Origin of the sequence: Chryseobacterium aurantiacum, from assembly GCF_003020585.1 — a bacterium.
In the GTDB taxonomy this organism is placed as follows: domain Bacteria; phylum Bacteroidota; class Bacteroidia; order Flavobacteriales; family Weeksellaceae; genus Chryseobacterium; species Chryseobacterium aurantiacum.
On sequence record NZ_PXUE01000006.1, the window covers coordinates 168,258 to 194,166 of the forward strand.

Here is a 25,909-nt window from a genome sequence, read left to right on the forward strand (position 1 = left end):
CTCATTCAATAACCTTAAAAACACTACCATGGACCTCTTATTATTACTTTTTAAGCTTTTTCTCTCTATTTTTTATCCCTGATCATGATCGGATGTAAAAATCGGCTGCAGAGTTCATAACCGCATGAAAGGCTTCTGTAACTTCCGTCTTGTGCTTATGAGCCAGAGGGAAAGGAACCATGTGTGAGTAATCAAAAGGAAAATCCTTGATCTCAACTTCCACCGTGATGTTTCGGTAGCCACCCTGCAGGGTATTTAATGCTTCCATTGGAGGCGCAACAGTATCTTTTTCCAATACAAAAGCCTTTACCTGAAATTGGATTTCAGAAATTCTGTCCTCTCTTTCCTTTTGGAAATAATTATATCTGAGCATCTTTTTGAACCAGCTTTCCTGAGGATGGAGATCATCATCCTGATAATGCTTCAACCTGTTATCAAACTTAAAATCTGAACTTAATAGCTCTGTAAAAACAGACTGCATTTTAATTGTGGCCTGAGAATCCATAATGTATTTTGAGATTGGAAACATCCTGTCAATAGTCATCCCTCCGCAAAAACAGAAGACCTTGGAGGAGGTGAAGAATCTATAGGGATCTGCCATTTTAATAATCAGGGAAAGGAAAGAACCAATAGAATACCCAAACAAATCCAGGCTTGCATCCGCAGATATGCTTTTTATTTTATCTGCTTTAATTTTCTTTATCACTTCAATAATGTCAGAATAGGTCTGTAATCCTGACCAAAAGATTCTTTGTGGGTGAGCTTCCAGCCTTGAGCTTATCGCTGCATTTACATAGGAGAAATGAGTGTTTTCCGGATATTTTCCCTTTCGGAATTTTACAATTTCCATCATATGATGACGGTCACTCCAGATGGCTTCGGCACGATCCATATGAAAGGCGATGGGAAACAGTATAACAGCTTTTTTTGTTTTTTGAGCCAACTCATAGGCCCATGGAAGATATTTGTCCCATTTCTTTTCATTCAGCCCATGAAAAAAAATAATACAGCCATTAGCCGTTTCTACATCAGCTCTTTTCAGAATATGGTACTCAAATTTTTTATTGCATTCAATATCAATATCTTTAATATCAACAGAGGGCTGATGGTATACCAAAAACGAACTTTCATTGGTTTCCAAAGATTGATGATGCTTTGGACAGGTTAGATTTTCAGAGCCATGAAGTAAATCTGAAACCTTAGATTCAAAAGGGATAGATTCAATAGTTATATTTAAATCTTCAATTTCAATCATCTCTTTTTTGGAATCAAAATGATCCTTCAAAACTTCATACAATTCATAATATTCCATAACAAGATAATTGGGGTTCATCATTAAAACAATTAAGATAGATAATTATTATGGTAAAGTGTTGATTTTAAAAGCTTAAAAGTATTCTAGACATAGGAGAAAAAAATAACCCCGAAATAAAATTGTTTCGGGGGAGGCGTGATGAATAGAAATTGATGTTTATTTCTTGTCTTTTTGCTCTGTTTTGTTACATATTTTTTTAGGGTTATTTTATCCCGTTAAATATGACAATTCAGAATACGTTACAGAAAAATTTTAAAACTTTATTGCTTCATTTAAATATACTTTGAGCAATGTGAAATTAGAATTATTTCGAATTTATTTCCTGAATAATGATCCTTTTAACTATCTGTAATCAATTCTGTTAGATTCAGTGTCCTCAAGTTGTTTAATAATAGATTCAGGAATCTCATCACTATCGATAGGAAAGCTTATAGAATCGGAAATAAAGTTCTTTCTGTCTGCTTTCTGAAAGATTTCAAATAAGGCGATGGGCTCCTGATTAAAACTGATGCAGGTGCTTACAAAGTGAAGCTCGTGAAGCTTATAATCAGGATTCTTAAGTTTTTCCTTTATATCTTTTATTCTCGAAATAAAGTGTCTTTGCCTGATGAATGTATTGCTATTCATGATAATAAAAACATAATCAGAATAAGCCGTGACTTTCCCAAAATATTTATGATGGTCACCACCGCTTCTTTCGATAAAATACTCTCCCGTAGTTTCAGACTTATAAATTTCCATGGCAGAGCGCCACATTCTGTCTTCTTTAGCTTGTGTAGGGTTTTCAGGAAGATTTCTGTTGTAGGAATACCAACATCCTACTAAACGATCCAATAAGGTGGTATTCAGCTTTACATTATTCATATCAATTTTAAGATCATTAAAATTGAAAGCCTCCGTATTGGAATTAACAAAGTCAATGTAGTTAGAATATCCCAAAACCTTGACAATCAGACTTAATTTTGCCAAATTTGGTCTGCTTAAAATAGCATTCTCATTCTGATGGAACTTCTTTAATTTGTTGATAATCAAATGTTCATAAAGGTAGTTGAAACCCAGAAGATCCGGATTCTTTTTTATCCCTTTCTCAGATTGATCATTGGTAATAAGTTCATTAAGCTCTGCACAGATGTAGGACCATTCTGTTTTGGTTACGTCTTCCCAATGGTTTTTCTTTAAAAATTGACGGCCTAAGAAATTCATCAACTTCTCAAGATGTAGTATATCTTCCTTTTTCATCTGTTATTATTTTTACAAGACTAATTTAAGATTTTTATCAGACTAAAGAATACTATAGAAAGACTTTTATATTGTAAAATCCATTGACATTTGAGTAGAAAAACAAAAGTTAGAACAATGGAAACAAGAATGTTATTAAAAGATGAGTCCCTTTGGAACAGAATTCAGGGATTTTCACTGGACGCTCCGGATGCTGATTTTCCTTTTTCGAAAAAGCTGGCAAAAGAAGAAAACTGGAGCCTTGATTTTGCCCGAAGGGCTATAGATGAATACAAAAAGTTTGTGTATCTGTGCTGTATTCTTCCCAATGGAGCTTCCCCAAGCAAAATAGTAGATAAAGTATGGCATATGCATCTGATCTATACCCAGAACTATTGGGAGGATTTTTGTCCGAATATTCTAAAAAAGGCATTGCATCACCATCCGTCAAAAGGAGGATTCAAAGAAAATAGCAAGCATCGGCATTGGTTTACGAATACCTTAGAAAACTACAAAGAAATTTTTCAGTCTGAAGCTCCCCAGGAAATCTGGTATGAACAGAAGAAAGTTAATTGTAAGGGCAACTGGTGGCGAAGATTGCGGCTGATTCCCTTTTTTATCTTCCTTTTTCTGCTGTCATCCTGTCTTGGTGAGATTATAGGAACTGTAACATCTATAGTTTTTAGTATGTTGGGAATTTTTGCCTTTGGAATTGTAATTTCTTTAATTCAGAATGTAAATGTAAATGGAAAAAAGAATAAAGATTCAGATTCAAGTTGTGGAGGAAGCAGCTGTAGTGGAGGAGGAAGTAGTTGTAGCGGTGGGGGAAGCTGCGGTGGTGGATGTGGTGGTTGCGGAGGCGGATGTGGAGGATAAAAAAGAATACTTATGAAAAAGATAATCATCCACTTAGTTCCCATTGTGATAAGCTTTCTATGGCTTATCGAAACCTGCCACACATTTAATCCGTTTACCCTGAAAGGTCCGGGATTTCTAAAGTTTTATTTACTCCTTTTACTTGGGTTTTATTCTTCAATTTTTATTTTAAAATTACTGAAACAAACCATTTCGAAAACCACACTTTATTGGATGCTGCTCATCTTCGTGGTGGGAATCATAAAGGTGATAAGAGGAATATTATTAGGAAAGCCTGTCGGATTTTTAGTGATGATACTAATTTTGGAATGTATTGTAATACTATTGTTTAAGTTATTCTATGTAAAGAATAAAATTAAGAAGTAATATCAAAAACAAACCCGAAACAAAAACTGCTTCGGGCTTTATATTAATTGTTGAAATTAATTATTTTCCTGATTATCCTTTGCCGGTTTATGGCCATATTTTCGGACCATAATAGAGGTTAGGACTACTAAAATAAGGCTTATTCCAATGTTTGAGTTATCGGGATGAACAATTGCCTGATAAAGATTATAACCAAAAACAGCAGATACTAAAGCGATCAGAATATTATTGGCATAAGCGTACTGGTTTGTTGAAGTTTTCATAATGATATTTTTTATTGTTATTTATCCAGTAAGTATGACAATTTAACATACGTTACAAAAAAATCAAAAATATCTTTAATTAAAACTAAACTTCAAAATACACTCTACGAGATCACTCCACTTCCAATAAGTTCATCATCAATATACCATGATGCAAACTGTCCTTCAGCAATGGCAGATTGAGGGTCCTCAAATTCAACATAAAAACCATCTTCAAACTGATAAAGAGTTGCTTTCTGTAAAGACTGTCTGTATCTGAATCTTGCCAATACTTCCATAGATTCTCCATTCTTCAGCTTCATATCTTCACGAACCCAATGCAATTCAGAGTTGTCAATTTTTAAAGCTTTTTTATAAAGGCCAGGGAACTGATTTCCTTCTCCTACAAAAATAATATTGTTTTCCATGTCTCTGGATACAATAAAACAGCTTTCTTTGTGTCCACCAATGCCTAGCCCTCTACTTTGTCCAATAGTGAAAAATTGAGCGCCTTGATGCTTTCCGATTACCTTTCCGTCAGCCTTTTTATAGTCGATTTTTCTTGAAAGAAATTCAAGTTCCTCTTTTTTGGATGTGAAAGTAGGTTTTTCTTCAGCAAATAATGGTGAATCTTTGAAGATCTCAACAATTTCACCCTCATTGGGTTTAAGTTGTTGTTGTAAGAACTGAGGAAGGCTTACTTTTCCAATGAAGCACAACCCTTGGGAATCCTTTTTATCAGCCGTTACTAGGCCTATTTCTTTTGCAATTTCTCTTACCTGAGGCTTCGTAAGCTCTCCAATAGGAAATAAGGCTTTAGACAACTGGTCCTGGCTTAGCTGACAAAGAAAATAGGATTGGTCCTTATTATTATCTTTTCCGGCAAGAAGATGAAAAATTTCCTTACCATTTTCATCCGAAGTTGAATTGACTCTTGCATAGTGTCCTGTAGCTACCTTATCGGCACCTAAAGACATTGCCGTTTTCATAAAAACATCGAATTTTACTTCTCTGTTACACAAAACATCAGGATTCGGTGTTCTTCCTTTTTGATACTCATCGAACATATAATCTACAATACGTTCTTTGTAAAGATCGCTCATATCTATAACCTGGAAAGGAATTCCCAGTTTTTGGGCCACCATCAGAGCATCATTGCTATCCTCAATCCAAGGACATTCATCTTCTAATGTTACGGAAGCATCATTCCAGTTTCTCATAAACAAGGCAACTACTTCATGGCCTTGCTGTTGTAGCAAATATGCTGTAACACTTGAATCTACACCTCCAGAGAGGCCTACTACTACTTTCATTGTATTTCAATTTTACGAAACTCTTAACGGGAGTTCTTAGTTTGACCCGGCAAAAATACAACTAAAAAAATTCGTAAAAAAACCATAATTTTAAACATTGATAAAAACGATAGTAGTAGAAAAGATACTATTAACGAAGTTTTCAATGACAGGATGATGGTGAAAATGATGGTGATGTATCAATATCCTTAGACAAAATAAAATATTTACATATGAAAAAGTTTATTATTTCAATGGTGCTGATGATCTCAGGATCAGTTTTTTCCCAGGTTTCAATAGGTGCTCCGATGCAAGAAAATAACAAATGGACTTTTGGAGGAGGAATCGGTTTGGGGTTTGGAAGTAACAGTTCATTTTATCTGCAGGCTTCTCCAAGAGTAGGATACCGTCTTACTGAAGATCTTGAAGCAGGAGCTGTGGGAAGTATTTCTTGGCAGACTTCAGATTATTATAGATCCACCATGTTTGGGATAGGACCTTTTGTCAACTACTATATTGCGCGCTCGTTTTATTTAAGTGCGAACTTCCAACATTACTTCATCAATTATAATGATAAGTATTATGATTACAAGTATAACAGAGAAGAAAATGCATTATACCTTGGTGGAGGCTACATGCAGAGAATAGGAAATAACTCCTTTATGCAGCTGGGATTAATGTATAATGTGCTTTGGAAAGAAAACTCAAGTGTATTTTCAAATGGATTAGTCCCTAATATCGGTTTTGTGGTAGGACTTTAATCATTGCTTTTTGCATATAAAATAAAAAGCACCGGAAATTTTCCGGTGCTTTTCTATTGAAATTAAATTAATTATTTAAGATTGAGAAGACTTTTCAGCTGCTGATGATTTCTTTGGCTTTGAAGTTTTTCCTACCAATCCGTCTTTTGCTTCATTAAGCTCAAGAACTACGGTTTCGCCTTCGTTTAATTGTTTGTTTACCAACATTTCTGCCAATAAATCTTCAATATACTTCTGGATAGCTCTCTTCAGTGGTCTTGCACCGAAGTCTTTATCCCATCCTTTTTCAGAAATAAAGTCTTTCGCTTCCTCAGTTAATTCTACTTTATAACCTAATTTTTCAAGTCTGCCATAAAGCTTGTTCAGTTCAATATCAATGATTTTCTTGATATCATCCTGTACAAGAGAGTTGAAGATCACAATATCATCAATTCTGTTTAAGAATTCCGGAGCAAATGCTTTTTTAAGGGCATTTTCAATAGTACTTCTTGCTCTTGAATCAGACGTTGTCTTTTTAGCTGAAGTTCCGAATCCTACACCATCCCCAAAATCTTTAAGATCTCTTGTTCCAATGTTGGAAGTAAGAATGATGATTGTATTTCTAAAGTCTATCTTTCTGCCTAAACTATCTGTAACGTGTCCTTCATCCAGAATTTGTAAAAGAATATTGAATACATCCGGGTGAGCTTTTTCAATCTCATCCAAAAGAACCACGGCATAAGGCTTTCTTCTTACGGCTTCAGTTAACTGACCCCCTTCTTCGTATCCTACATATCCCGGAGGCGCTCCAACCAATCTTGAAACTGCAAATTTCTCCATGTATTCACTCATATCAATTCGGATCAGAGATTCATCTGATTCAAAAAGTTCTCTCGCCATTACTTTTGCAAGCTCGGTTTTACCAACTCCTGTTGTTCCAAGGAAGATAAATGTACCAATTGGGCGGTTAGGATCCTTAAGACCTGCTCTGTTTCTTTGAATAGCCTTAACTACTTTCTTCACAGCATCTTCCTGACCTATTACTTTTCCGTTCAGTTTCTCATCCATCTGAGCTAATTTATCAAGCTCGTTTTTGCCCACTTTCGTTACAGGAACACCACTCATCATAGAAACCACTTCCGCAACACTTTCTTCACTTACGGTTTCTTTTTTCTCCTTAACATCTTTATCCCATTTTTCCTGAGCAGCATTCAGTTCCATCTGAAGACGTTCCTCTTCATCTTTAAGCTTTCTTGCTTCAAGATAATCCTGAGCTTTTACAGCTTTTTGTTTCAATTCCTTGATGTCTTCAATTTTCTTTTCAAAATCAATGATCTCAGTAGGAACTTTCATGTTTTTAATATAAACTCTGGAACCCGCTTCGTCCATAGCATCAATAGCTTTGTCCGGTAGGAAACGATCCGTAATATATCTTGATGTCAAATTGACACATGCATTAATTGCCTCAGGAGTATAAATTACATTGTGATGTTCTTCATACTTATCCTTAATCTGGTTCAAAATCTGAATAGTTTCCTCAATAGAAGTAGGTTCCACCATTACTTTCTGGAATCTTCTTTCTAAAGCTCCGTCTTTTTCAATGTACTGACGGTATTCATCTAGAGTGGTAGCCCCGATGCATTGAATTTCACCTCTTGCCAAGGCTGGTTTGAACATGTTGGATGCATCCAGACTTCCCGTAGAACTTCCCGCACCTACAATGGTATGAAGCTCATCAATGAATAAGATGACATCTCTGTTTTTCTCCAGCTCAGTCATGATGGCTTTCATTCTTTCCTCAAACTGACCACGGTATTTTGTTCCGGCAACTAAACTTGCAAGATCCAAAGTGATCACTCGTTTTCCGTAAAGAACTCTTGAAACTTTTTTCTGTTGAATTCTTAGTGCTAGCCCCTCCGCAATCGCAGATTTACCAACTCCTGGCTCCCCGATAAGAAGTGGGTTGTTTTTCTTTCTACGCGATAAGATCTGAGAAACTCTCTCAATTTCTTTTTCACGACCGATTACTGGGTCTAATTTTCCATCTCTTGCCAGGGAGGTTAAGTCTCTACCAAAGTTATCCAAAGTTGGAGTTTTGCTTTTTGCAGAGCCTAGATTTCCGGTAGGCTTTCTCATTTGCTCAAAATCCTCTCTTTCATCGTCATCATCATAAGCACTCATTTGTGGTGACTGCCCGGAATTTTTAAGCATAGTTTGGTACTCTTTTGAAACGCCCTCATAGTCTATGTCATAAGCTCCCAAGATATTTGAAGTAGGATCCTCATATTTATAAAGAATACCTAAAAGCAGGTGAACGGTATTAATTTCATTGCTTTTGTATTGTCGGCATTCTAACTCCGCACGTTTAATGGCATGATCTGCCATCTTAGTGAAAGAAATATTGGTAACCTCCTCAGAAATAGGATTAAGACTTGCTGTATTTAGAGTTTCAATTTTTCTTCTGATTTGTGTTAAATCCGCATTAAGGTTTTGAAGGATTTCTTTTGCAGAGTTTTCCGTTTTTATAATACCTAAAAGTAGATGTTCTGTATTGAGAAATTCACTTTTCAGCCTTTTAGCTTCGCTTTTGCTTTGTTTGAACACCTGGCTCAAACCTTGTGAAAACTTATAATCCATAATATATCTCATTAGAATAAAGGCAACATTACCATTTATTCATTATCTAAATTACAAATATTTTACCAAAAATCAATTAATGACTTTATGGCAGAAAAAATTTTATTATCTTATTGAAAATGATTAAGTTTGTTATTCTTAAAATTTTCTCATGAATCCTGAAATAACCACTTACGTCGGATACTCTGCCTCAGTTTTTATCGTACTGAGTTTCATATTGAAAGATGTAAGAAAAATCAGAATTGTTAATATGATCGGCTGTATGTGCTTTGTCATTTATGGTTTTTTTAGTGGACCTTTATGGCCGGTTATCATTCCAAACGGACTTATTTGCTTTATTCAGGTCTATCATTTATTGCTTGGAAAGAGGGAATAATGAAAAAAAAACTAATAACATCTGCTTTCAGTAATTTATATACAGACCAACGTATTGAAAAGGTTTGTCAGACTTTGCATGAAAATGGGTATACTATTGAACTGATTGGAAATGACTGGAAAGGAGCCGAAAAAATGCAGCGTCCTTATTCTTTTTCAAGGATCCATTTAATTTCAAAGAGCTTAAAAACAGCCTATTTTGAGTTTAATTGGAAGTTGTACCATGAATTAAAAAGAAAAGCAGATCAGAATACTATTCTTCATGCCAATGATATTGATGCTTTGTTTCCAAATTATCTTATTGCTAAAAAGCTAAATATTCCGCTGGTTTTTGACAGTCATGAAATTTTTTCAGAAATGCCTGCAGTTCAGGGCAAAATGTCACAAAAATTATGGCGTTATGTCGAAAAAACAGTCATTCCAAAACTTACATGGATGATTACGGCGAGCGGAAGCTATGCAAAATGGTTTCAAAAAACATATGGAATTGATCCGGTTGTGGTTCAAAACGCACCACGAAAAATGAATTTTGACTTCGAAATACCTGAAAATAATCCGAAAATTCTTTTATATCAAGGCGCAATCAATCCTTTTAGGGGAATTGATAAAGTGATTATGGCGATGCATTATTTGGATAATGTAGTGCTAAAAATTGCGGGTGATGGGCCGAGAAAAGAAGAATATGAAAATTTAGTGATCCAAGAAAAGCTCCAGCATAAAGTTCAGTTTTTGGGAAAATTAATGCCCGAGGATTTGAGAAAGGTTACGGTAACTGCCGATTGTGGAATGAGTATCGAAGAGAATGGGGGAGACAGCTACCTCTATTCATTACCCAATAAGGTGTTAGATTGTATTCAGGCACGGGTACCTTTAATTCTGTCAAATATTCCTGAATTACAAAATATTAAAAATCAGTTTGATGTAGGAGAAACGATTCCTGATCATGATCCAAAAAATATTGCCGTTGCCGTTGAAAAAGTTTTAAGCAAAGGGAGACAGAACTATCTGGGAGAACTTGAAAAAGCTTCAAGAGTTCTTTGCTGGGAAAATGAAGAAATAAAATTATTGGAGGTTTTTAATAAAGCAGCCCAATAAAAACAAACTAAAGTCAGACGGCCTATTCATAGTATAAGGATAATTTTTTTGTATGCTATGGACCAATCTTTTATCTTAAAATCTTAAAAGTCTAAAATTAATTATCTTTGCACAAAGAAATTTGTGAAAAATGACCATTAAAGAAAAACAGCAGGAAATAATCGACGAATTTGCGTTTCTTGATGACTGGGAACAGAAATATGAATATATTATTGATCTCGGAAAAGAATTAAAAGGACTTTCGGAAGACAAGAAAATAGAGGAAAACCTGATTAAAGGCTGCCAAAGTAAAGTTTGGATTGATGCTGAATTTAAAGACGGAAAACTTTTCTTTAATGCAGATTCTGATGGGATTTTGCCAAAGGGTATCGTTTCGCTTTTAGTGAGCATTTATAGTGGACATTCTACTCAGGAAATTTTAGATTCTGATTTTGAATTTATTTCAGAGATCGGATTACAGGAGTTTCTTTCGCCATCCAGAGCTAACGGACTGATGGCTATGACAAAACAAATTAAATTTTATGCAGTTGCCTATCAACTGAAATCATAACCGTGACCAGAATTTTAGCATATCGTTTCTCTGCATTTGGTGATGTTGCAATGACTGTTCCTGTTTTCAGGGAGTTTTTGGAGCAAAATCCTGATGTGGAAATTATTATGGTTTCCAGAAAAAATTTTGAAGCCTTATTTGCCGGTATTCCCAATGTTACATTTAAAGGAATTAATCTTGATGACTATAAGGGTCTTTTTGGATTAAGAAAACTAAGTAATGAATTGCTGAAGGAATTTAAGCCGGATTGTGTTGCCAATCTTCATGATGTGATCAGAACGAAAATTCTGGATAGAATTTACAGAAGAAAAGGATTAAAGGTTTTTAAGATCAATAAAGGAAAAGAAGAGAAAGAACACCTTACGGATGTCTGGAATCTGGATAAAGTTCAATTGAAAAAAACAGTTGAACGTTATGCTGATGTTTTCAGGGAGATGGGTTTTAAAGTAGAACTTTCTCAAAAACTTAGACCTTTTCCTGGCCATAAATCGGGAATTGGCTTTGCTCCTTTTGCTCAGCACAAAGGAAAGATGCTTCCTCTGGAAAAATCTTTTGAACTTGTCAGGATCTTAGCTCAAAAACATACAGTGTATTTTTTTGGTGGAGGAAAAAAAGAAACAGAAACCCTTGAAGAATGGGAACGTCAAATCCCTAATACCAAAAGCCTTTCCGGAAGATTAAGCCTTACAGAAGAGCTTAATAAAATTGCTGAGCTGGAAGTCATGATTTCAATGGATTCTGCTAATATGCATTTAGCAAGCCTTGTAGGAACAAGATGTATCTCAATATGGGGTGCAACACATCCTTATGCCGGCTTTTTGGGGTTCGGACAGAGTGAAGATGATGTTATTCAGGTAAAAGACCTTAGTTGCAGACCATGTTCTGTTTTTGGTGATAAGGAATGCTACAGAGGAGATTGGGCGTGTCTAGAAGAGTTTAATATTCAGAAAGTGATACAGGCGGTTAATCTTTAAAAATAACCTTTATCATCTCTTCTGCTTTAGATTCGTCTGAATGGCTTTTTTCCAGAATGGTTTTTCTACGTTCACTTCCGGTATAATCCCTTTCTGCAATATCAATAATATGTTGTCGGATTTCCTGCAGGTTGGAACCATACAGGCACAAATCTTTTAAGGAGTGGTCGTCTGTAATATTTTGGTTGATAATCACAAACCGACTGTTATATAATGAGTTAAAAAGCTTTACCTTAGTTCCGGAATTCTGAAAAGATAATAAGATATTGGCGTGGGCGTTTTCCAGAAGGTGATATAAATTTTGATTGGTTTCAATAGGTACCAGATTTATATTCTCTATGGAATTAATTTTCTTTTTAAGATCATCTGAGGCACGATCGGATGCTACAACGAGTTTGTGGTCGGGAAGCCCTTTGAATAGCTCAATTACCTCTTCTAATGCCTTTTTATTGTCTGAAATACTCAGGTCTCCATGGAAAAGGAAGTAATCACCCTGTTTGTCAAGAACCTTTACCTGATGATTGCCATGGAAAATATGAATGAGTTTGGCATTTTCGGAGTATTCTTCTGTCTCACGATATTCTTTTTCAGAAAGACAAAAGACGGACTTAAACTCTTTTAAATTCTTTTTTTGATAGCCATCATATTTGATCGCTTCAATCTTATAAATGATCTTTTTAAAAATATTCTTTTCCGAAAAAGAGAGCCCTTTGTAGTATTCAGCCTCATTATTATGAAGTCGCAGATATAGGGCGTGTTTCTTGCTTTTTATTTTGGAAATAAGGCTTGTTGTTTGTAGGCCTTCAAAAAGAATAGGAGCTTCAATTTTCTCTAGATTATGAAGCAGGTTGACCGAAGTTCTTATTGCGACAGCAAATGGCGTAAATGAAAAATAAAGAAACGGATTTTTCTTCTTTTGATAAAAAAATACATTTTCTGTAATATGGGTAATCTCCGGATCTATTTTTTCTGGAACCTGATTCACGAAACAATGTAGATGAATCTTTACTCCCAAATCAGATAAAGCCTTGATTTTGTAATAAACATCTATAACACCCCCATAAGAAGGAGGATAGGGGTAATTAAATGAAATGACATGAAGAGCTTTCAATGGTGATGAATATTAATATAGGGAGACAAAGGTAAAGAAATCCCGCGGAATCTTTTCCTAATTTAAAGTAAGGTTAACATGAGAGAAAGATTTGTAGAGTAGTTTATAAATAAAAAACTCTCAGAATAATCTGAGAGTTTTTGTGGGCCCTGAGGGATTCGAACCCCCGACCCTCTGGGTGTAAACCAGATGCTCTGAACCAACTGAGCTAAGAGCCCGATATTTTTTTTAAAGGTTTCGTTTCCTTTCTGTGGGTCCTGAGGGATTCGAACCCCCGACCCTCTGGGTGTAAACCAGATGCTCTGAACCAACTGAGCTAAGAACCCTCTAGACTTGTTCTCTTGTTTAGAGTGGTGCAAATATACGACTTATTCCTTAATCTCCAAATTTTTTTCTAAAAAATCTCCCACAACAAAGTTGCTTCCGCCAATAAAAATCATTTCTTCTTTTGTACATTGTTCTTTTGCAGATAGATACGCTTCTTGTACGGAATCAAAAATTTTATAAAAAATTTTCGCCTCTTGGAGAAGATTTTCATAATCTTCGGGGTGTCTTCCCCTGTTGATGGATGGTTTGGCAAAATAAAACTCAGAATTTTCAGGAAGCAATCCCATCACTTCATCTATGTTTTTATCATTTACAAACCCTAAAATGACATGCTTGTGCCTATCAATAGAATTTAATTGTGAAAAAACGTATTCCAGACCTGCCTGATTGTGTCCCGTATCACAAATGATAAGCGGATCTTTTGAAAATTCAAACCAACGCCCAATAAATCCTGTATTTTGATGAACATTCAGTAAGCCATTCTCCAGATCCTTGGCCGGAATGTTTACCTGTAGTTTTTTTAATTCTTCAACAATGGCCAGAACAACACGGATATTTTTTTGCTGGTAATTTCCTTTCAAATCAGAACCAAGCTCAGTATGAAGTAGGGTAGCATCTATAAAAGGTGCCTGTTCAGCCATCGCTTTTTTTCTAATGATATTTTTTACCACCTCATTCTCATCTCCTGAGATAATGGGGATGTTGTGCTTGATAATACCGGCTTTCTCTCCCGCAATTTCCTCAATGGTATTTCCCAGTATATTTTGGTGATCAAGCTGAACATTCGTTATGGCAGAAATAAGAGGCTTTATAATGTTGGTTGAGTCCAGTCTTCCACCCAATCCTACTTCAATAATAGCAAAATCTACTTTCTGCTGATAAAAATACTCGAAAGCCATAATGGTTGTAAACTCAAAGAAAGACGGACGAATCTCTTCCGGGATGTTTTTAAGTTTTTGAACAAAATCAAAGACAAATTCCTTATTGCAGTTTTTTCCATTCACTTTAATACGCTCAGTGAAATCTATAAGATGGGGAGAATTATACAGACCCACTTTATAACCCGCTTCCTGAAGTACAGAAGCCAGCATATTACTTGAAGAACCCTTTCCGTTGGTTCCACCCACATGAATACACTTTATTTTTTCCTGAGGATTTCCAAAGAAAGCACAAAGCTTGGTAATATTATCTAGTCCTGGTTTGTAGGCTTTTTGTCCATCTATCTGATAGTTGGGCATCTGTACAAAAAGCCAATCAATAGCTGCTTGGTATTGTTCATTTGTCATGGTGCAAAATTCTCAAAAGTTTTATGAAAAATGAAACAATTTTTTTCATTCTGTAACTTTTTTATATTTACTTCGTCTAATAGGGAAAAATCTTAATATGAAATCGCTGTGATTTGCAAGGCTAAATACCGATAGAGATGACACGATTCCATATGACCATTAAAAACAAATAAACATCTACATATGAAAAAAGTTTGGATTATCGTTTTTGGACTAAGTTGTCTGGGATTAAGTGCCCAGAAGAAATGGTCCTTAAAAGAATGTGTAAGCTATGCAGTGGAGCATAATCTTCAGGTTATCCAAAATCAATATACCAAGCAAAACCAAGAATACAACCTTAAAGCAGCAAAAAAAGATTATTTGCCTTCTGTATCGGGGAGTATGATGAATGGAGTGAGTTTCGGACAGGGATCATTGGGAGCAGGAAGTTATAGAAACGACAGATTCAATAACAGTATTGGGGTAAGTGCGGATGTTTTGGTTTACAATAATGGAAGATTAGAGAAGAATGTAAGAAAGCTTCAGTTTGATGTAGAAGCAAGTCAATACGATATTGAAGCGATTAAAAATGATATTTCTGTACAAATTGCACAGCAATATTTAACTGCTTTATTGAACAAAGAAATTGTTAAGATTTCTCAAAGTGCTGTAGAAAATGCTAAAAAGCAATATGACAGGGCAAAAATAACAACCCAGGTTGGAACTACTGCTCAGACGGTTCTGGCAGAATCTGAAGCAGCATTAGCCAGAGAAAAACAAAATCTTAAAACGGCAGAAGTTAATGTAGGAAGAGCTTTATTTGCTATTGCTCAGCTTTTACAGCTTGCAGACTATAAAGATTTTGATGTGGAAAATGTAGATGTTTCTGACGTATTAGACTCACAGTTGGTAACCGTTGATGAGGTTCTTACAAAAGCTTATGATTTGCAACCACAAATAAAAGCTGCCGAAAGCAGAATAAGATCTGCCGAAGCACAAACCGAGGTAAGTAAAACGGCATTCTGGCCTACATTAACAGCTAGTGCTGGGCTTAATACGTTCTACAACAAATCATTTAATGTTCCACCAGGAATTGTGCAGGGAACTTTTTTTGAGCAATATAATGATCAGTTCGGGCAAAGCGTAGGGTTGTCACTTAATATTCCGATCTTCAATAAAGGAAAGACAAAGTTACAGGTTGAACAATCTAAGTTAAATGAAAGCGTTAGTAAAATTGCCCTTGAACAACAGAAACAAACGGTAAGACAAAACATACAGAAAGCTCAGTTTGATGCTGATGCCAATTATGAAACATACCTCGCTGCTGTAGAAGCGGAAAAAAGTTCCAAACTGGCACTCGATTTTGCTGATAAAAGCTATGCCGCAGGGAAAACTACCATTTATGACGTGAATGTTGCAAGAAATAATTATGCAAATGCACAGGGATCAGTAGCACAGGCGAAATATAATTATCTTTTTAGTCTTAAACTATTGAATTTCTATGCAGGAATTCCATTAAGTTTGTAAAATGCCGATCCAATCATTAGAGAAATATTTACCACAAAATACACTTAAATATTTAAGAATTTGGTTTTCAGACTACTATATTCATATAAAGGTCACAAGGAACAGAAATTCTAAACTGGGAGATTATAGAAAGCTTCCGGACAACTCCCATGAAATTACGGTAAACTCAACACTTACCCCGCCACTTTTTTTCTTTGTGCTTACCCATGAGCTGGCACACCTTATTGCTTTTGAAAAATATGGAAGAAAGATTTCGCCTCATGGCAATGAGTGGAAAGAAACTTTTAGAAATATGCTTATTGAAAGCCTTGAAATTTATGATGAGGACCTGAGGCCCATTATCGTAAAGTTTTCAAAATCACCAAAGGCGAACTTTATGGCCAGCCCCGATCTTGTAAGATATTTTCATACTGAGAAACAAGATGATAGCCTGCGTTTTATTGAAGAGCTTCAGAAGGGTGAGTTTTTTATATATCGCAACGAAAAGTATTTATTAGAAGGTCTGATTAAAAAAAACTATCTTTGTAAGAACCTGGCTACTGGAAGAAAGTATTCTTTTAAGCCATTAGCAAGGGTAGAAAAATGTAGCTAAGAATGTTAAAATCAGATAGATACTGTGTGATAATGGCAGGAGGGATCGGCAGCCGATTCTGGCCGATGAGTACACAGAAATTTCCCAAACAGTTTCAGGATATTCTAGGTACCGGACGTACTATGATTCAACAAACGTATGACAGAATCAGTAAGCTAATTCCTAAGGAGCAGATATTTGTCATTACGAATAAAGAATATGTAGCGCTTTCCCACCAGCAGCTTCCGGAGATTCCGGAGGAGAATATTGTGGGGGAACCTTTGATGAAAAATACAGCAGCCTGTAACCTTTACATGGCTAATAAGATTGCTGAAATTAATCCCAACGCCACCATGATCGTTCTTCCTGCAGATCATCTGATCCTGAAAGAAGATGTTTTTCTGGAAAAAGTAGAGCTGGCTTTTGATCTGGCTTCTAAACATGACTATCTGGTTACTCTCGGAATTACTCCTACGAGGCCCGATACGGGTTATGGGTATATTCAGTTTGTCGAAAAGAAGAACTCAGAATATTTCAAGGTAAAAACATTTACAGAAAAACCTATTCTTGAGATTGCTCAAAGCTTTCTTGAAAGTGGGGATTTCCTTTGGAATGCAGGGATATTTATCTGGAATATGAAAAGTATTCATCATGCATTTGAAATGTATCTTCCTGAAATGACGCAGCATTTTATGGCTTGTGAGTATAACTCCGAAAAGGAAAATAATTGTATAGAAACAATTTATCCTAAAGTTCAGAAAATTTCTATTGATAACGGAATCCTGGAAAAAGCGAAAAATGTATATGTAATTCCGTCAGATTTGGGTTGGAGTGACTTAGGAACCTGGACCTCAGTGTATGAAAATACAGAGAAAGATAAGAACGGAAACGCAGTGAAATTAAAACATTTACTGACTTATAACGCAAAAGGAAATATCATTCGCCTAAGGAACAATAACAAGGCAGTTATTATTGACGGACTTGAAAATTATATTGTTGTAGATACAGATAAAGCCCTTTTGATTTGTCCTCGAGATAACGATCAATTGATCAAAGACTACGTTCTTGATTTAAAGAACTTCAAGAAGGGAGACAAGTTTATGTAAAATTTGGTATCTTTTATGCTGATTTTTAAGCTATGATTAAAATTGCATTCCGATTAACGACTTTTATATGTTTATTTTGGGCAATTCTGGGATATTCTCAGGATAAAAAAAAGTTTTCAAGTATTCCAAATATTCTACAAAGAATTACTCCCGATGATAGGGTAGATTCCTGGACATTGGTTTACAATAGCTACGGAAAGGGTGAGGAAATAAAGATTTCCGGAGGAAAAATGAGCTACACGCCTCAATTCTCAGGATTTAACCTCTTCCCAAGCGAAGACAGCTTTTATTACATAGCCTATTCTTTAGGAGGAAAGATAAATTACATTCTTGATGTGGAAGCGCTGAAGAAGTTTGTAGGAAAGATTGATAATCCTCAGGAAGCTGCTATTTTATTGGCTTCAGACGGTTATATCGTTGATGAGGAATTTAAGGATCTTGCAGGTAACTATCACGAAGATCAGGCCAATTACTATCTGGATCTTGGAAAAGTAACCTCAAGGGAATGTCCTTACCAGAAAACACATTATACTTTAACGGTAAATAAAGCCACAGGTCTTGTTTCTAATGTAAAAGACAATGGTACCTATATTGAGCTTTACAATAAAAAATGTGCTAATAACCCGAGACTTTTAAAAATCGAAAAAAAGGAAGAACCCAAGAAAGATGAGCCTAAAAAAACAACCAAACGCAGATAAGGTTTACGAAACCGAACGTTTAATTCTTCGTCCGATGTTGCCAGAAGACAAGGATTTAATTTTTGAACTGTACAACGCACCCAAATTCATCCAGTATATTGGTGATCGTAATATTAAAACGATTGAAGATGCAGAAAACTACATCAGAAATAGGTTTATGCCACAGATCGAAAGATTGGGTTACGGGAACTATCTTGTGATGACCAAAGAAGGAAATAAAAAAATAGGTGGAGTTGGTATCTTTGAAAGAGAGGGTCTGGATATTGTAGATATAGGATATTCTCTTTTGGAAGAATTTGAAGGAAAAGGATACGCCTTTGAGGCTGCTCAAAAGGTAAAATGGATTGGTATGGAAGAGTTTGGGCTGCCAAAAATTTCAGCAATCATTTCAAAGGATAATGTTTCTTCCCAGAAGCTGATTGAAAAATTAGGATTGAAATTTCAGAAACACGTTACACTTCCTGGAGAAAATGAAGAATTGAATTACTACGAAACAGAGTAAAAATAAGCTTGCAATATAAATAAATCCACAAACAGACAACCTTTCTATTTGTGGATTTATTCTTTTTATCAGGGTTAATAAACTATCCCTCTAAAATCTGTTCTGCTGCTGTTTTTGAAGTTACTTTCTCAATAACTCTTGTGCAGATGCCCTTTTCATCAAAAATAAAAGTAGTTCTTACAATTCCCATATAGGTTTTGCCAAACGTCTTTTTCTCTTTCCAAACCCCAAATTTTTCAATAATATCATGGTTTTCATCAGCGATAAGATCGTAAGGAAATGCAAATTTGCTGTGGAAGTTTTTTTGCTTCTTGATAGTGTCCCCGCTCACTCCCAACAACTGGAATCCTGCTTTTTCAAGCGTAGAGTAATTATCGCTCAGATTGCAGGCCTCTACAGTACATGTTGGAGTACTGGCTTGCGGATAAAAGAATACTACAAGCTTTTTTCCGATTAGTTTAGAGGAAGCTACTGTTTCTCCATCCTGATTTATTCCTTCAAATTCAGGTAATTTGTCTCCAACTTTCATCATAATAATTTAATTTTGTTCAAATTTAAGGGTAAAATGACAAAAAAGCAAAGGGCTGAACTTGTTCAGATAGAACTGGATAAATTATATCCTACCACACCTATTCCGTTGGATCATACTGATGAGTATACATTGATGGTTGCTGTAGCACTTTCTGCGCAGACTACAGATAAAAAGGTGAATGAGGTTACCCCCAATCTTTTCGAGGTAGCCGGAACCCCACAGAGAATGGCCAGACTGGAGGAGTTTCAGATCAAAGAATTAATTAAAGAAATAGGATTATCCAATACAAAAGCCAAGAATCTAAAGAGAATGGCTGAACTTTTATTGGAAAGACATAATGGCATCGTACCGCAGACTTACGAAGAATTGGAGGCACTTCCGGGTGTGGGACACAAAACGGCCTCAGTAGTAATGAGCCAAGGCTTCGGATTTCCTGCTTTTCCAGTGGATACTCATATTCATCGCCTTATGACACAATGGAAACTTACTTCCGGTAAAAATGTTGTGGAAACAGAGCGTGATGCAAAAAAACTCTTCCCAGAGGAAGTGTGGAATAAGCTCCATCTTCAGATTATTTTCTATGGTAGAGAGTATTCCCCTGCAAGAGGTAAGGGTGAAAAAGACTTTATTACCAAGATGATGTTTGAGAAGTAAAGAATCTTATCTTTTAGCATTGTTTACATAGTCTTTATTACAAATCTGCAGATAAGAATATTGATATAAAATAACGGATGCCTGTTCATTACTGACATCCGTTGTTGTATATTCATAAATTGGAAACCATAGTCATCATGCATTATCTAATAACCTCCTATGATAGTTAATTTGGCCCAAATGATAATCCAAATGAGCAATCAGATGAATCAGGAAGAAATCTGTTGTCATTTTATCTTCAAAAACAACTAATGGGTATTCCTTTTTCAGGTCTTCTTCAGGGAGTTGGCTTAATACTGAATCAACGGTCATTATAGTTGTCTCAATTTTTGCAATAAGCTCAATTTTTGGAACATCCTTTAATGAAAACTCCAATTCACGATGCCTTACATAACCTGTTTTGCCAAGCTGTGACCCTATAAAATGGCTGAGGTTTCCAACCAAATGGAGACATAGATTCCCGGCAGAATTGGAAATGTTTTTATCTGTTTTCCAAAGGTTCTCTTCATGTTGATAGGCCTCAATTTCAGCTTTTAGTTTGTTTAAATCTCTGTTGTAAAGAGATCGTAAAGATTCTATGATCATGATAATTGGATTTCAATTAATTATATATACTCTTATAAGTTTGGGAAAAAAAATCTTTCCGAAGAAAAGAAATTAACCCTGTTAAAAGTATAAAATTAGATAGTCATTTCAAGGTTTTCGAAATAAAAAATGGGACAATTATTCAACTGTCCCATTTATATTTGAATGGTATTCTGTTACTTTTGCTTTTTAGCCCAAAGTTCCATTTTTCTGTTTAAAACCTCCAGAGGAAGACATCCTTGGCTTAGCACTTCATCATGGAAGCTGGCCAGATTAAACTTGTTTCCAAGCTCTTTTTGATACTTCTCTCTTAGCTCACGAATTCTTAAAGATCCGATTTTATATCCTAAAGCCTGTCCGGGCATTGCCATATATCTTTCTACTTCCGCAGTAGCAGCACCCTCATCATAAGAAATATTGCTTAGGAAATACTTAATGGCTTCCTCTCTGCTCATTTTACCAGTGTGTATGCCTGTATCTACCACTAATCTTACCGCTCTCAGCATTTGATCGCTTAGGTACCCCATTTTTTGGTAAGGATCGGTGTATAGACCAAACTCAGGGCCTAAAGTCTCACAGTAATGTGCCCATCCTTCACCGTATGCTCCAAACCATCCGAATCTCATGAATTTAGGAAGTTTTGTATTCTCCTGTTGCAGAGAAACCTGATAATGGTGGCCAGGGATAGCCTCGTGTAAGAAAAGAGACTCCATTCCGGAAGTTACATTGAACTTAGCAGGATCAGGAATCGGAACATAGAATATACCTGGTCTTTTTCCATCAGGAGTTCCCGGAATATACTCCGCACTTGCGCTGGCTTCTCTGAATTTTTCTGTCTGTCTGATCTCAAACTTTGTTTTAGGCGTAACATTAAACATCGTTTTCAGCTTCGGAGTAATTTTAGTCAGAATACTGTTGAATCCATCTAAAACTTCCTTGGAGGTCTTATAGGCCATCGCTTTTTGATCTGTTTTCACAAAAGTGATAAACTCTTCAAGTGTTCCGGAGAAACCAACTTGTTGTTTCACTTTTTCCATCTCTGCACGAAGCATGGCCACTTGTTGAAGCCCAATTTTGTTGATTTCTTCAGGTGATTTCTTAGTCGTTGTCCAGCCTTTTACATAATAGCCGTAAATTTCATTTCCATTAGGAAGACTGTTGTATCCATCGGTATCTCGTCCCTTAGGTAAATATTCTTTTTCCAGAAATGCACCCATTTTGGTGTAAGCAGGAATGATTTTTTTGGTGATAGCCTCTTTATAAAGAGCAGAAAATTTATCTTTTTGAGCCTGAGTAAAATCTTTTGGAAAGTTCTTTACAGGTCCATAGAAAATATTCTTATCCATATCAGAAGATGTGATTTCCTCAGATTTCATTTGAGGAATCATTTTGATAATCAGTTTTTTAGGAAGAACTACTTTATTGTTAATCCCCTCACGGAAATTATCTGTAGCAGCATCCATCCATTCCGGAAATTTTTCCATTCTTTTCAGCCAGTCACTGTAGTCTTTTTCAGTTTTAAAAGGTTGGCTTCCCTGTCCGCTTCCAAATAAAGGAAAGCTTAACGGAAGACCTCCAAACTGTGTGAAAGGAATATATTCGGGGTGATAGGCATACGCCTCAATTTTATCTTTTAAAGTATAGTCCAAAACATCATATACTACTTTGTCATCATCCGAAAGAGCTTTATAATCTACACTTTCCAACTGTTTTTGTACAGAATGGTAGAAAGCAACCTCTCCTGAGATAAAATCCTTGTCAATATTGATGGGAAGTTGATCATTGTATCTCAGATCTCCTTGCGAAGTAGCATCTAATGGAAATAGTTTAAGATACTGTTCATAGTAATTGGATGCAATAGAATCCAGATTGGTAGGAGTCACCTTGGTGAGGGGAGAATCAGTTTTTTTGCACGAGGCAAGACCAATCATTAATCCTAGTCCCAGAATACTTTTCGATAAAATATTTTTCATTTTCAGAATCTTTATGTAACAAAAATAGGTATTATTGGGTGATTCCTATCATTGATATGATTGATTTTAAAAAAATAATTTTCAAAATCCTTTTCACATTAAATCAATTTTTTATCTTTGTTGAAAACGTTTAACAATCATATTATTACAGTTCTTTTTTTAAGAAATAATGAAAGGGATTTTAAAAATTTACCATCCGGACGAAACGCTAAAGTACAATATTAGAAATACTTATTGTAAAGCAGTTTACAGCAACCAGCAACATTTTTTAGAGGTTGAAATTATAACGGATGACGGGTTGGATCATGTAGATGATGATTCATTACAATACAATTTTCCTCAGCTTTCACTTGAGGTTTTCGATTTTCCTATTGACTCTGGAGAGATAGAGGGAAAAACTATTACAATCAATGACTCTGACGACGAAACCTACACGGAAGTAAACCTGTTTGACGATGAAGATGCTTATATCTATGATAATGAGCTTCTTTTTGAGAAAAATGAGGATGGTGAGCTTCAGGTAATCTGGAAAGGTACCATTGATGACTTCTATACCGGATCAGATACGCCGATTCCATTTAGATTAAAATGCGAATTCAGGCAGGATGATATTGTGGTAGACGAAGACTAAGAACGGTCTCAAATCTTTTTATAAAATCAAATTTCTTTTCAAAATTGCTTTTGGAAAGAAATTTGCTGTTTACCAATTCTAACAAAATTTAAGTTGTTTTTAAGCAATTTTTAAGATATCAATTCATAATATTCCACTACATTTGTCGTTGAAACTTTAATAAAATTCACATTTAATGCTGTTAACGGAACTTTCTCAGATTTTATTTGCACAGATTGCTACACCCGCTGTTGCCACAGACAATTTAGAATTTTCATTTTGGAAAATCATGTTCCATGGAGGAGCTTTCGCTAAAATAGTGATGGGGACTGTTTTGGTGCTTGGAGTGTTTTCATTGTACCTGTTCTTTGAAAGGTTCTTCTTTATCAAAAGATTAACTTCAAAGACCGATTCTAATTTCATGAATAATATTGAAGACTTTATCAAAGAAGGAAAGATAGAAGCCGCTGCAGATTACTGTAAAACACAGAATTCTCCTGAGGGTAGAATCCTTGAAAAAGGAATCTCAAGATTAGGACGTCCGGTTTCTGATATCGTAAGTGCTATGGAATCCCAGGCTCAGGTAGAGGTAGCCAATATGGAGAAAAACCTGAATCTTTTAGCGGTAGTTCCAAGTATTGCTCCCATGTTGGGGCTTTTGGGAACCGTAATCGGGATGATTATTGCTTTCTTTAATTTATCTCATGCAACGGGATCTTTCTCACCAAAAACACTTTCTGAAGGTATTTATACTGCACTAGGGCAAACTGCGGTAGGTCTTGCTGTGGCAATTCCGGCTAATTTCTGTTATAATATTCTTTTAACAAAAATTGACAAGTTTGTATTAAAGGCTCAGAATATGTCAGGTGAATTTTTAGACCTTATCAACAAACCTTTATAAATCTTTCTTATGAAATCGCTATGAGAAAAGCTCTTTTTAGAGGATTATTATTTGAGCGATTCCATCTGACCATTAAAAATATTAGAATAAACAGATGAAAATTCAGAGAAGAAATAAAGCGAACCCGGAGTTCAGTTTAGCAGCGATGACAGATGTTATCCTGTTGATGCTGATCTTCTTTATGATCACATCATCTGCGGCCAATCAGAGTGCAATAGATGTGAATCTGCCAAAAGCCGGAGCCGTTGATGACAATATTCCGAATCCTTTGACAGTGAGCATTAAGCAGGATGGTTCATATTTTGTAGATGATAACCCTGTGAATAAGGGAGAACTGGAACAAATTATCGTTAATAAGTTAACCAGCCAGACTAATAAGTCTTTCACGATCAGAGCAGATGAAAATACCATGCATAAAGATGTGGTTTTTGCAATGGAAATCGCTGAAAAACATAAATTTAACATTGCGATTGCAACAGTTAAGGATAAATAATAAATAGTAAGAATCATTTTTAGATGAGAAGCTATACAGCAAACAAGAACGAGGAAAACCGAGACAGGATAAAGAGTGCAGTACTCTCTATTCTTATTTGGTGTGCCATTTTGCTTTTTGTTTTTTTATATAAATTAAAACCTGAACTGGATAAAGATCCGGAAGTTATTACTACAATGCTGGTAAACTTCGGAGACAACAGGAACGGAAACGGTATTGAAGAACCTGCCGAACAACCGGGTAGTTTAGCCGCAGCCACGGAAGAAGTAACACCGGAGCCTATAGAAACTCCCGTTACTGAAACGAAAACTGTAATAAAGCCAGAACCTGTACCAGTACCCGAACCCAAGAAAATTGAAACCAAGGATAAGGTAATTACTGGAAATAATTCAAAAAATACAGTTCCTAAAAAAGAAGAATCCAAAAAGACGGAAAAGAAAGAGGCTACCACTACAGCGGCTTCTAAAAATACTAAAAAAGCAGGAGCGGCAACTGCCAACTCTAAAACAGGAAGTGGTGACGGAAAAGGCAACGCAGCCATTGGAAACCTGATTAAAGGAAGGGGAACAAAAGCAGGAAGTCAGGGAACCGGAGACGGAATTGGTAATGCAGGAGACCCTCTGGGAGGTGATGGTAATGGAGATAGTAAAGTGGGGATTGACAGAAAGCTTGTTGGGTATATTCCGGGAACAATGGGAAGAGGAGGATCACAACCTTCTCACAGTTGTACGGCAAGCGGATCTATTACAATAGCTTACACTGTAGATAAGGCTGGAAATGTGGTTTCAGCAAGAAGGTCGGGCGGAGTTTCAGATCCTTGTGTATCATCTACATCTGTATCTTGGGTTAAGAAGTATGTAAAAGCAGAAAAAGCCAATACATCCTCTACAGGATCTTATAAAATTACATTCTAAAAATAAAAAAGCACTTTATTCAAGTGCTTTTTTCAATTCATTTATTCTGTTGATAATCGGTAATGCAAAGATACCACTGGTCTGAAGATACAGCTCATAGAATGTCTTTGCTTTGTCCTGAAAATCTTTGTTATGATCATGCCTACTGTTGAAGTAGAATAGATTTCCCAGCATTTCATAATAATCTTTGTGATCTCTTTCCTGTCTTTCATTGACAATGGCAATTATTTCTTCCTTAGTTTTAGAGGAAACCTCCGTGAAGCTCATCTTGAAAATATCTCTCATCAGCGTATCAAAATCCAGCTCTTTCTGCATCAGGCTTTCTTCAGGTTTATCCAGTATAAGCTTTTCTAATGCCTGGGTCAATTGGCGGATAAGCCTTAGTGTGAATTCTTTATCTGTAATCATAATGGATTTAATGTTTTGAATTTAAGTTTAAAGTTAATTGAATCTGCTTAAC

28 protein-coding genes and 2 tRNA genes are annotated in these 25,909 nt (G+C 35.8%); 17 read left to right on the plus strand and 13 right to left on the minus strand.

Going from position 1 to position 25,909, the window contains the following annotated elements:
* Positions 1–82: 82 nt before the first annotated feature.
* Positions 83–1,312 (minus strand): DUF6051 family protein, encoded by a 1,230-nt coding sequence (locus tag C7D53_RS18165; RefSeq protein WP_106917899.1) that lies wholly within the window; start codon positions 1,310–1,312, stop codon positions 83–85.
* 345 nt (positions 1,313–1,657) lie between these two features.
* Positions 1,658–2,554, minus strand: a complete 897-nt coding sequence (locus C7D53_RS18170; RefSeq protein WP_106917822.1) for a hypothetical protein — start codon at positions 2,552–2,554, stop codon at positions 1,658–1,660.
* 117 nt (positions 2,555–2,671) lie between these two features.
* Between C7D53_RS18170 and C7D53_RS18175 the strand changes: the two genes are divergently transcribed.
* Both C7D53_RS18175 and C7D53_RS18180 read left to right on the plus strand, forming a co-directional pair.
* Positions 2,672–3,409: a glycine-rich domain-containing protein gene (locus C7D53_RS18175; protein ID WP_106917823.1), complete on the plus strand. Its 738-nt coding sequence runs from the start codon at positions 2,672–2,674 to the stop codon at positions 3,407–3,409.
* Positions 3,410–3,421: 12 nt separating this feature from the next.
* The gene (locus C7D53_RS18180; RefSeq protein WP_106917824.1) at positions 3,422–3,775 is read left to right on the plus strand and encodes a hypothetical protein; all 354 of its coding nucleotides are present in this window, start codon (positions 3,422–3,424) and stop codon (positions 3,773–3,775) included.
* A gap of 56 nt (positions 3,776–3,831) precedes the next feature.
* Here the strand turns inward: C7D53_RS18180 and C7D53_RS18185 are convergent, their stop codons facing one another.
* Both C7D53_RS18185 and mnmA read right to left on the minus strand, forming a co-directional pair.
* On the minus strand, positions 3,832–4,038 hold the full coding sequence (locus tag C7D53_RS18185; protein WP_106917825.1) for a hypothetical protein: 207 nt from the start codon (positions 4,036–4,038) through the stop codon (positions 3,832–3,834).
* A 104-nt stretch (positions 4,039–4,142) separates the two neighbouring features.
* On the minus strand, positions 4,143–5,330 hold the full coding sequence (gene mnmA, locus C7D53_RS18190; protein WP_106917826.1) for a tRNA 2-thiouridine(34) synthase MnmA: 1,188 nt from the start codon (positions 5,328–5,330) through the stop codon (positions 4,143–4,145).
* 212 nt (positions 5,331–5,542) lie between these two features.
* On the opposite strand from mnmA, the gene C7D53_RS18195 reads away from it, so the two are divergent.
* The gene (locus C7D53_RS18195) at positions 5,543–6,070 is read left to right on the plus strand and encodes a hypothetical protein (protein ID WP_106917827.1); all 528 of its coding nucleotides are present in this window, start codon (positions 5,543–5,545) and stop codon (positions 6,068–6,070) included.
* Between the two features lie 75 nt (positions 6,071–6,145).
* On the opposite strand, the gene C7D53_RS18200 is transcribed toward C7D53_RS18195, so the two are convergent.
* Positions 6,146–8,686, minus strand: a complete 2,541-nt coding sequence (locus tag C7D53_RS18200; RefSeq protein ID WP_106917900.1) for an ATP-dependent Clp protease ATP-binding subunit — start codon at positions 8,684–8,686, stop codon at positions 6,146–6,148.
* 151 nt (positions 8,687–8,837) lie between these two features.
* On the opposite strand from C7D53_RS18200, the gene C7D53_RS18205 reads away from it, so the two are divergent.
* The 4 genes from C7D53_RS18205 (at position 8,838) to C7D53_RS18220 (ending at position 11,680) form a co-directional block, all read left to right on the plus strand.
* Positions 8,838–9,062 carry a uroporphyrinogen decarboxylase gene (locus C7D53_RS18205; RefSeq protein WP_106917828.1) on the plus strand — a complete coding sequence of 75 codons (225 nt, stop codon included), beginning with the start codon at positions 8,838–8,840 and terminating at the stop codon, positions 9,060–9,062.
* Positions 9,062–10,156, plus strand: coding sequence for a glycosyltransferase family 4 protein (locus tag C7D53_RS18210; RefSeq protein WP_106917829.1), 1,095 nt, complete (start codon positions 9,062–9,064; stop codon positions 10,154–10,156). Before C7D53_RS18205 ends, C7D53_RS18210 begins: the two co-directional genes overlap by 1 nt.
* Positions 10,157–10,286: 130 nt before the next feature.
* Positions 10,287–10,706, plus strand: a complete 420-nt coding sequence (locus C7D53_RS18215; RefSeq protein ID WP_106917830.1) for a SufE family protein — start codon at positions 10,287–10,289, stop codon at positions 10,704–10,706.
* Between the two features lie 2 nt (positions 10,707–10,708).
* On the plus strand, positions 10,709–11,680 hold the full coding sequence (locus tag C7D53_RS18220) for a glycosyltransferase family 9 protein (protein WP_228422429.1): 972 nt from the start codon (positions 10,709–10,711) through the stop codon (positions 11,678–11,680).
* Here the strand turns inward: C7D53_RS18220 and C7D53_RS18225 are convergent.
* From C7D53_RS18225 to C7D53_RS18240, 4 genes are all read right to left on the minus strand, one after another.
* Positions 11,670–12,791 carry a glycosyltransferase gene (locus tag C7D53_RS18225; protein WP_106917831.1) on the minus strand — a complete coding sequence of 374 codons (1,122 nt, stop codon included), beginning with the start codon at positions 12,789–12,791 and terminating at the stop codon, positions 11,670–11,672. The genes C7D53_RS18220 and C7D53_RS18225 overlap by 11 nt on opposite strands.
* A gap of 143 nt (positions 12,792–12,934) precedes the next feature.
* Positions 12,935–13,009, minus strand: a tRNA-Val gene (locus tag C7D53_RS18230).
* A gap of 33 nt (positions 13,010–13,042) precedes the next feature.
* Positions 13,043–13,117 (minus strand) — tRNA-Val (locus tag C7D53_RS18235).
* A gap of 42 nt (positions 13,118–13,159) precedes the next feature.
* Positions 13,160–14,404 carry a bifunctional folylpolyglutamate synthase/dihydrofolate synthase gene (locus C7D53_RS18240; protein WP_106917832.1) on the minus strand — a complete coding sequence of 415 codons (1,245 nt, stop codon included), beginning with the start codon at positions 14,402–14,404 and terminating at the stop codon, positions 13,160–13,162.
* Between the two features lie 183 nt (positions 14,405–14,587).
* On the opposite strand from C7D53_RS18240, the gene C7D53_RS18245 reads away from it, so the two are divergent.
* From C7D53_RS18245 to C7D53_RS18265, 5 genes are read left to right on the plus strand one after another with little or no spacing between them, the layout of a single operon-like run.
* Positions 14,588–15,910: a TolC family protein gene (locus tag C7D53_RS18245; protein ID WP_106917833.1), complete on the plus strand. Its 1,323-nt coding sequence runs from the start codon at positions 14,588–14,590 to the stop codon at positions 15,908–15,910.
* 1 nt (position 15,911) lies between these two features.
* Positions 15,912–16,502: a SprT-like domain-containing protein gene (locus tag C7D53_RS18250; RefSeq protein ID WP_106917834.1), complete on the plus strand. Its 591-nt coding sequence runs from the start codon at positions 15,912–15,914 to the stop codon at positions 16,500–16,502.
* A 2-nt stretch (positions 16,503–16,504) separates the two neighbouring features.
* Positions 16,505–17,587: a mannose-1-phosphate guanylyltransferase gene (locus C7D53_RS18255; protein ID WP_228422431.1), complete on the plus strand. Its 1,083-nt coding sequence runs from the start codon at positions 16,505–16,507 to the stop codon at positions 17,585–17,587.
* 32 nt (positions 17,588–17,619) lie between these two features.
* Entirely contained in the window at positions 17,620–18,285 is a 666-nt protein-coding gene (locus C7D53_RS18260) for a hypothetical protein (RefSeq protein WP_106917835.1), read from the plus strand.
* A complete protein-coding gene (locus tag C7D53_RS18265; protein ID WP_106917836.1) occupies positions 18,254–18,787 on the plus strand; it encodes a GNAT family N-acetyltransferase in 534 nt (177 codons plus the stop codon). The genes C7D53_RS18260 and C7D53_RS18265 overlap by 32 nt, the downstream gene beginning before the upstream one ends.
* Positions 18,788–18,869: 82 nt before the next feature.
* Here C7D53_RS18265 and bcp read toward each other — a convergent pair whose 3' ends face one another.
* Positions 18,870–19,319, minus strand: coding sequence for a thioredoxin-dependent thiol peroxidase (gene bcp, locus C7D53_RS18270; RefSeq protein ID WP_106917837.1), 450 nt, complete (start codon positions 19,317–19,319; stop codon positions 18,870–18,872).
* Positions 19,320–19,352: 33 nt separating this feature from the next.
* Between bcp and C7D53_RS18275 the strand changes: the two genes are divergently transcribed.
* Positions 19,353–19,973, plus strand: coding sequence for an endonuclease III domain-containing protein (locus C7D53_RS18275; protein ID WP_106917838.1), 621 nt, complete (start codon positions 19,353–19,355; stop codon positions 19,971–19,973).
* Between the two features lie 135 nt (positions 19,974–20,108).
* Here the strand turns inward: C7D53_RS18275 and C7D53_RS18280 are convergent, their stop codons facing one another.
* Together C7D53_RS18280 and C7D53_RS18285 are read right to left on the minus strand one after the other, a co-directional pair.
* The gene (locus C7D53_RS18280; protein WP_185126713.1) at positions 20,109–20,558 is read right to left on the minus strand and encodes a DinB family protein; all 450 of its coding nucleotides are present in this window, start codon (positions 20,556–20,558) and stop codon (positions 20,109–20,111) included.
* Positions 20,559–20,734: 176 nt separating this feature from the next.
* Positions 20,735–22,531, minus strand: a complete 1,797-nt coding sequence (locus tag C7D53_RS18285; RefSeq protein WP_106917839.1) for a DUF885 domain-containing protein — start codon at positions 22,529–22,531, stop codon at positions 20,735–20,737.
* 169 nt (positions 22,532–22,700) lie between these two features.
* Here C7D53_RS18285 and C7D53_RS18290 point away from each other — a divergent pair, with 169 nt between their 5' ends.
* From C7D53_RS18290 to C7D53_RS18305, 4 genes are all read left to right on the plus strand, one after another.
* On the plus strand, positions 22,701–23,162 hold the full coding sequence (locus tag C7D53_RS18290) for a hypothetical protein (RefSeq protein ID WP_106917840.1): 462 nt from the start codon (positions 22,701–22,703) through the stop codon (positions 23,160–23,162).
* Positions 23,163–23,337: 175 nt separating this feature from the next.
* Positions 23,338–24,042, plus strand: a complete 705-nt coding sequence (locus C7D53_RS18295; protein WP_076352931.1) for a MotA/TolQ/ExbB proton channel family protein — start codon at positions 23,338–23,340, stop codon at positions 24,040–24,042.
* A gap of 94 nt (positions 24,043–24,136) precedes the next feature.
* Positions 24,137–24,535, plus strand: a complete 399-nt coding sequence (locus C7D53_RS18300; RefSeq protein ID WP_106917841.1) for an ExbD/TolR family protein — start codon at positions 24,137–24,139, stop codon at positions 24,533–24,535.
* A gap of 23 nt (positions 24,536–24,558) precedes the next feature.
* Positions 24,559–25,449: a ferric siderophore ABC transporter substrate-binding protein gene (locus C7D53_RS18305; protein ID WP_106917842.1), complete on the plus strand. Its 891-nt coding sequence runs from the start codon at positions 24,559–24,561 to the stop codon at positions 25,447–25,449.
* Positions 25,450–25,464: 15 nt separating this feature from the next.
* Here the strand turns inward: C7D53_RS18305 and C7D53_RS18310 are convergent, their stop codons facing one another.
* Positions 25,465–25,857: a hypothetical protein gene (locus C7D53_RS18310; protein WP_106917843.1), complete on the minus strand. Its 393-nt coding sequence runs from the start codon at positions 25,855–25,857 to the stop codon at positions 25,465–25,467.
* Positions 25,858–25,909: the final 52 nt, after the last annotated feature.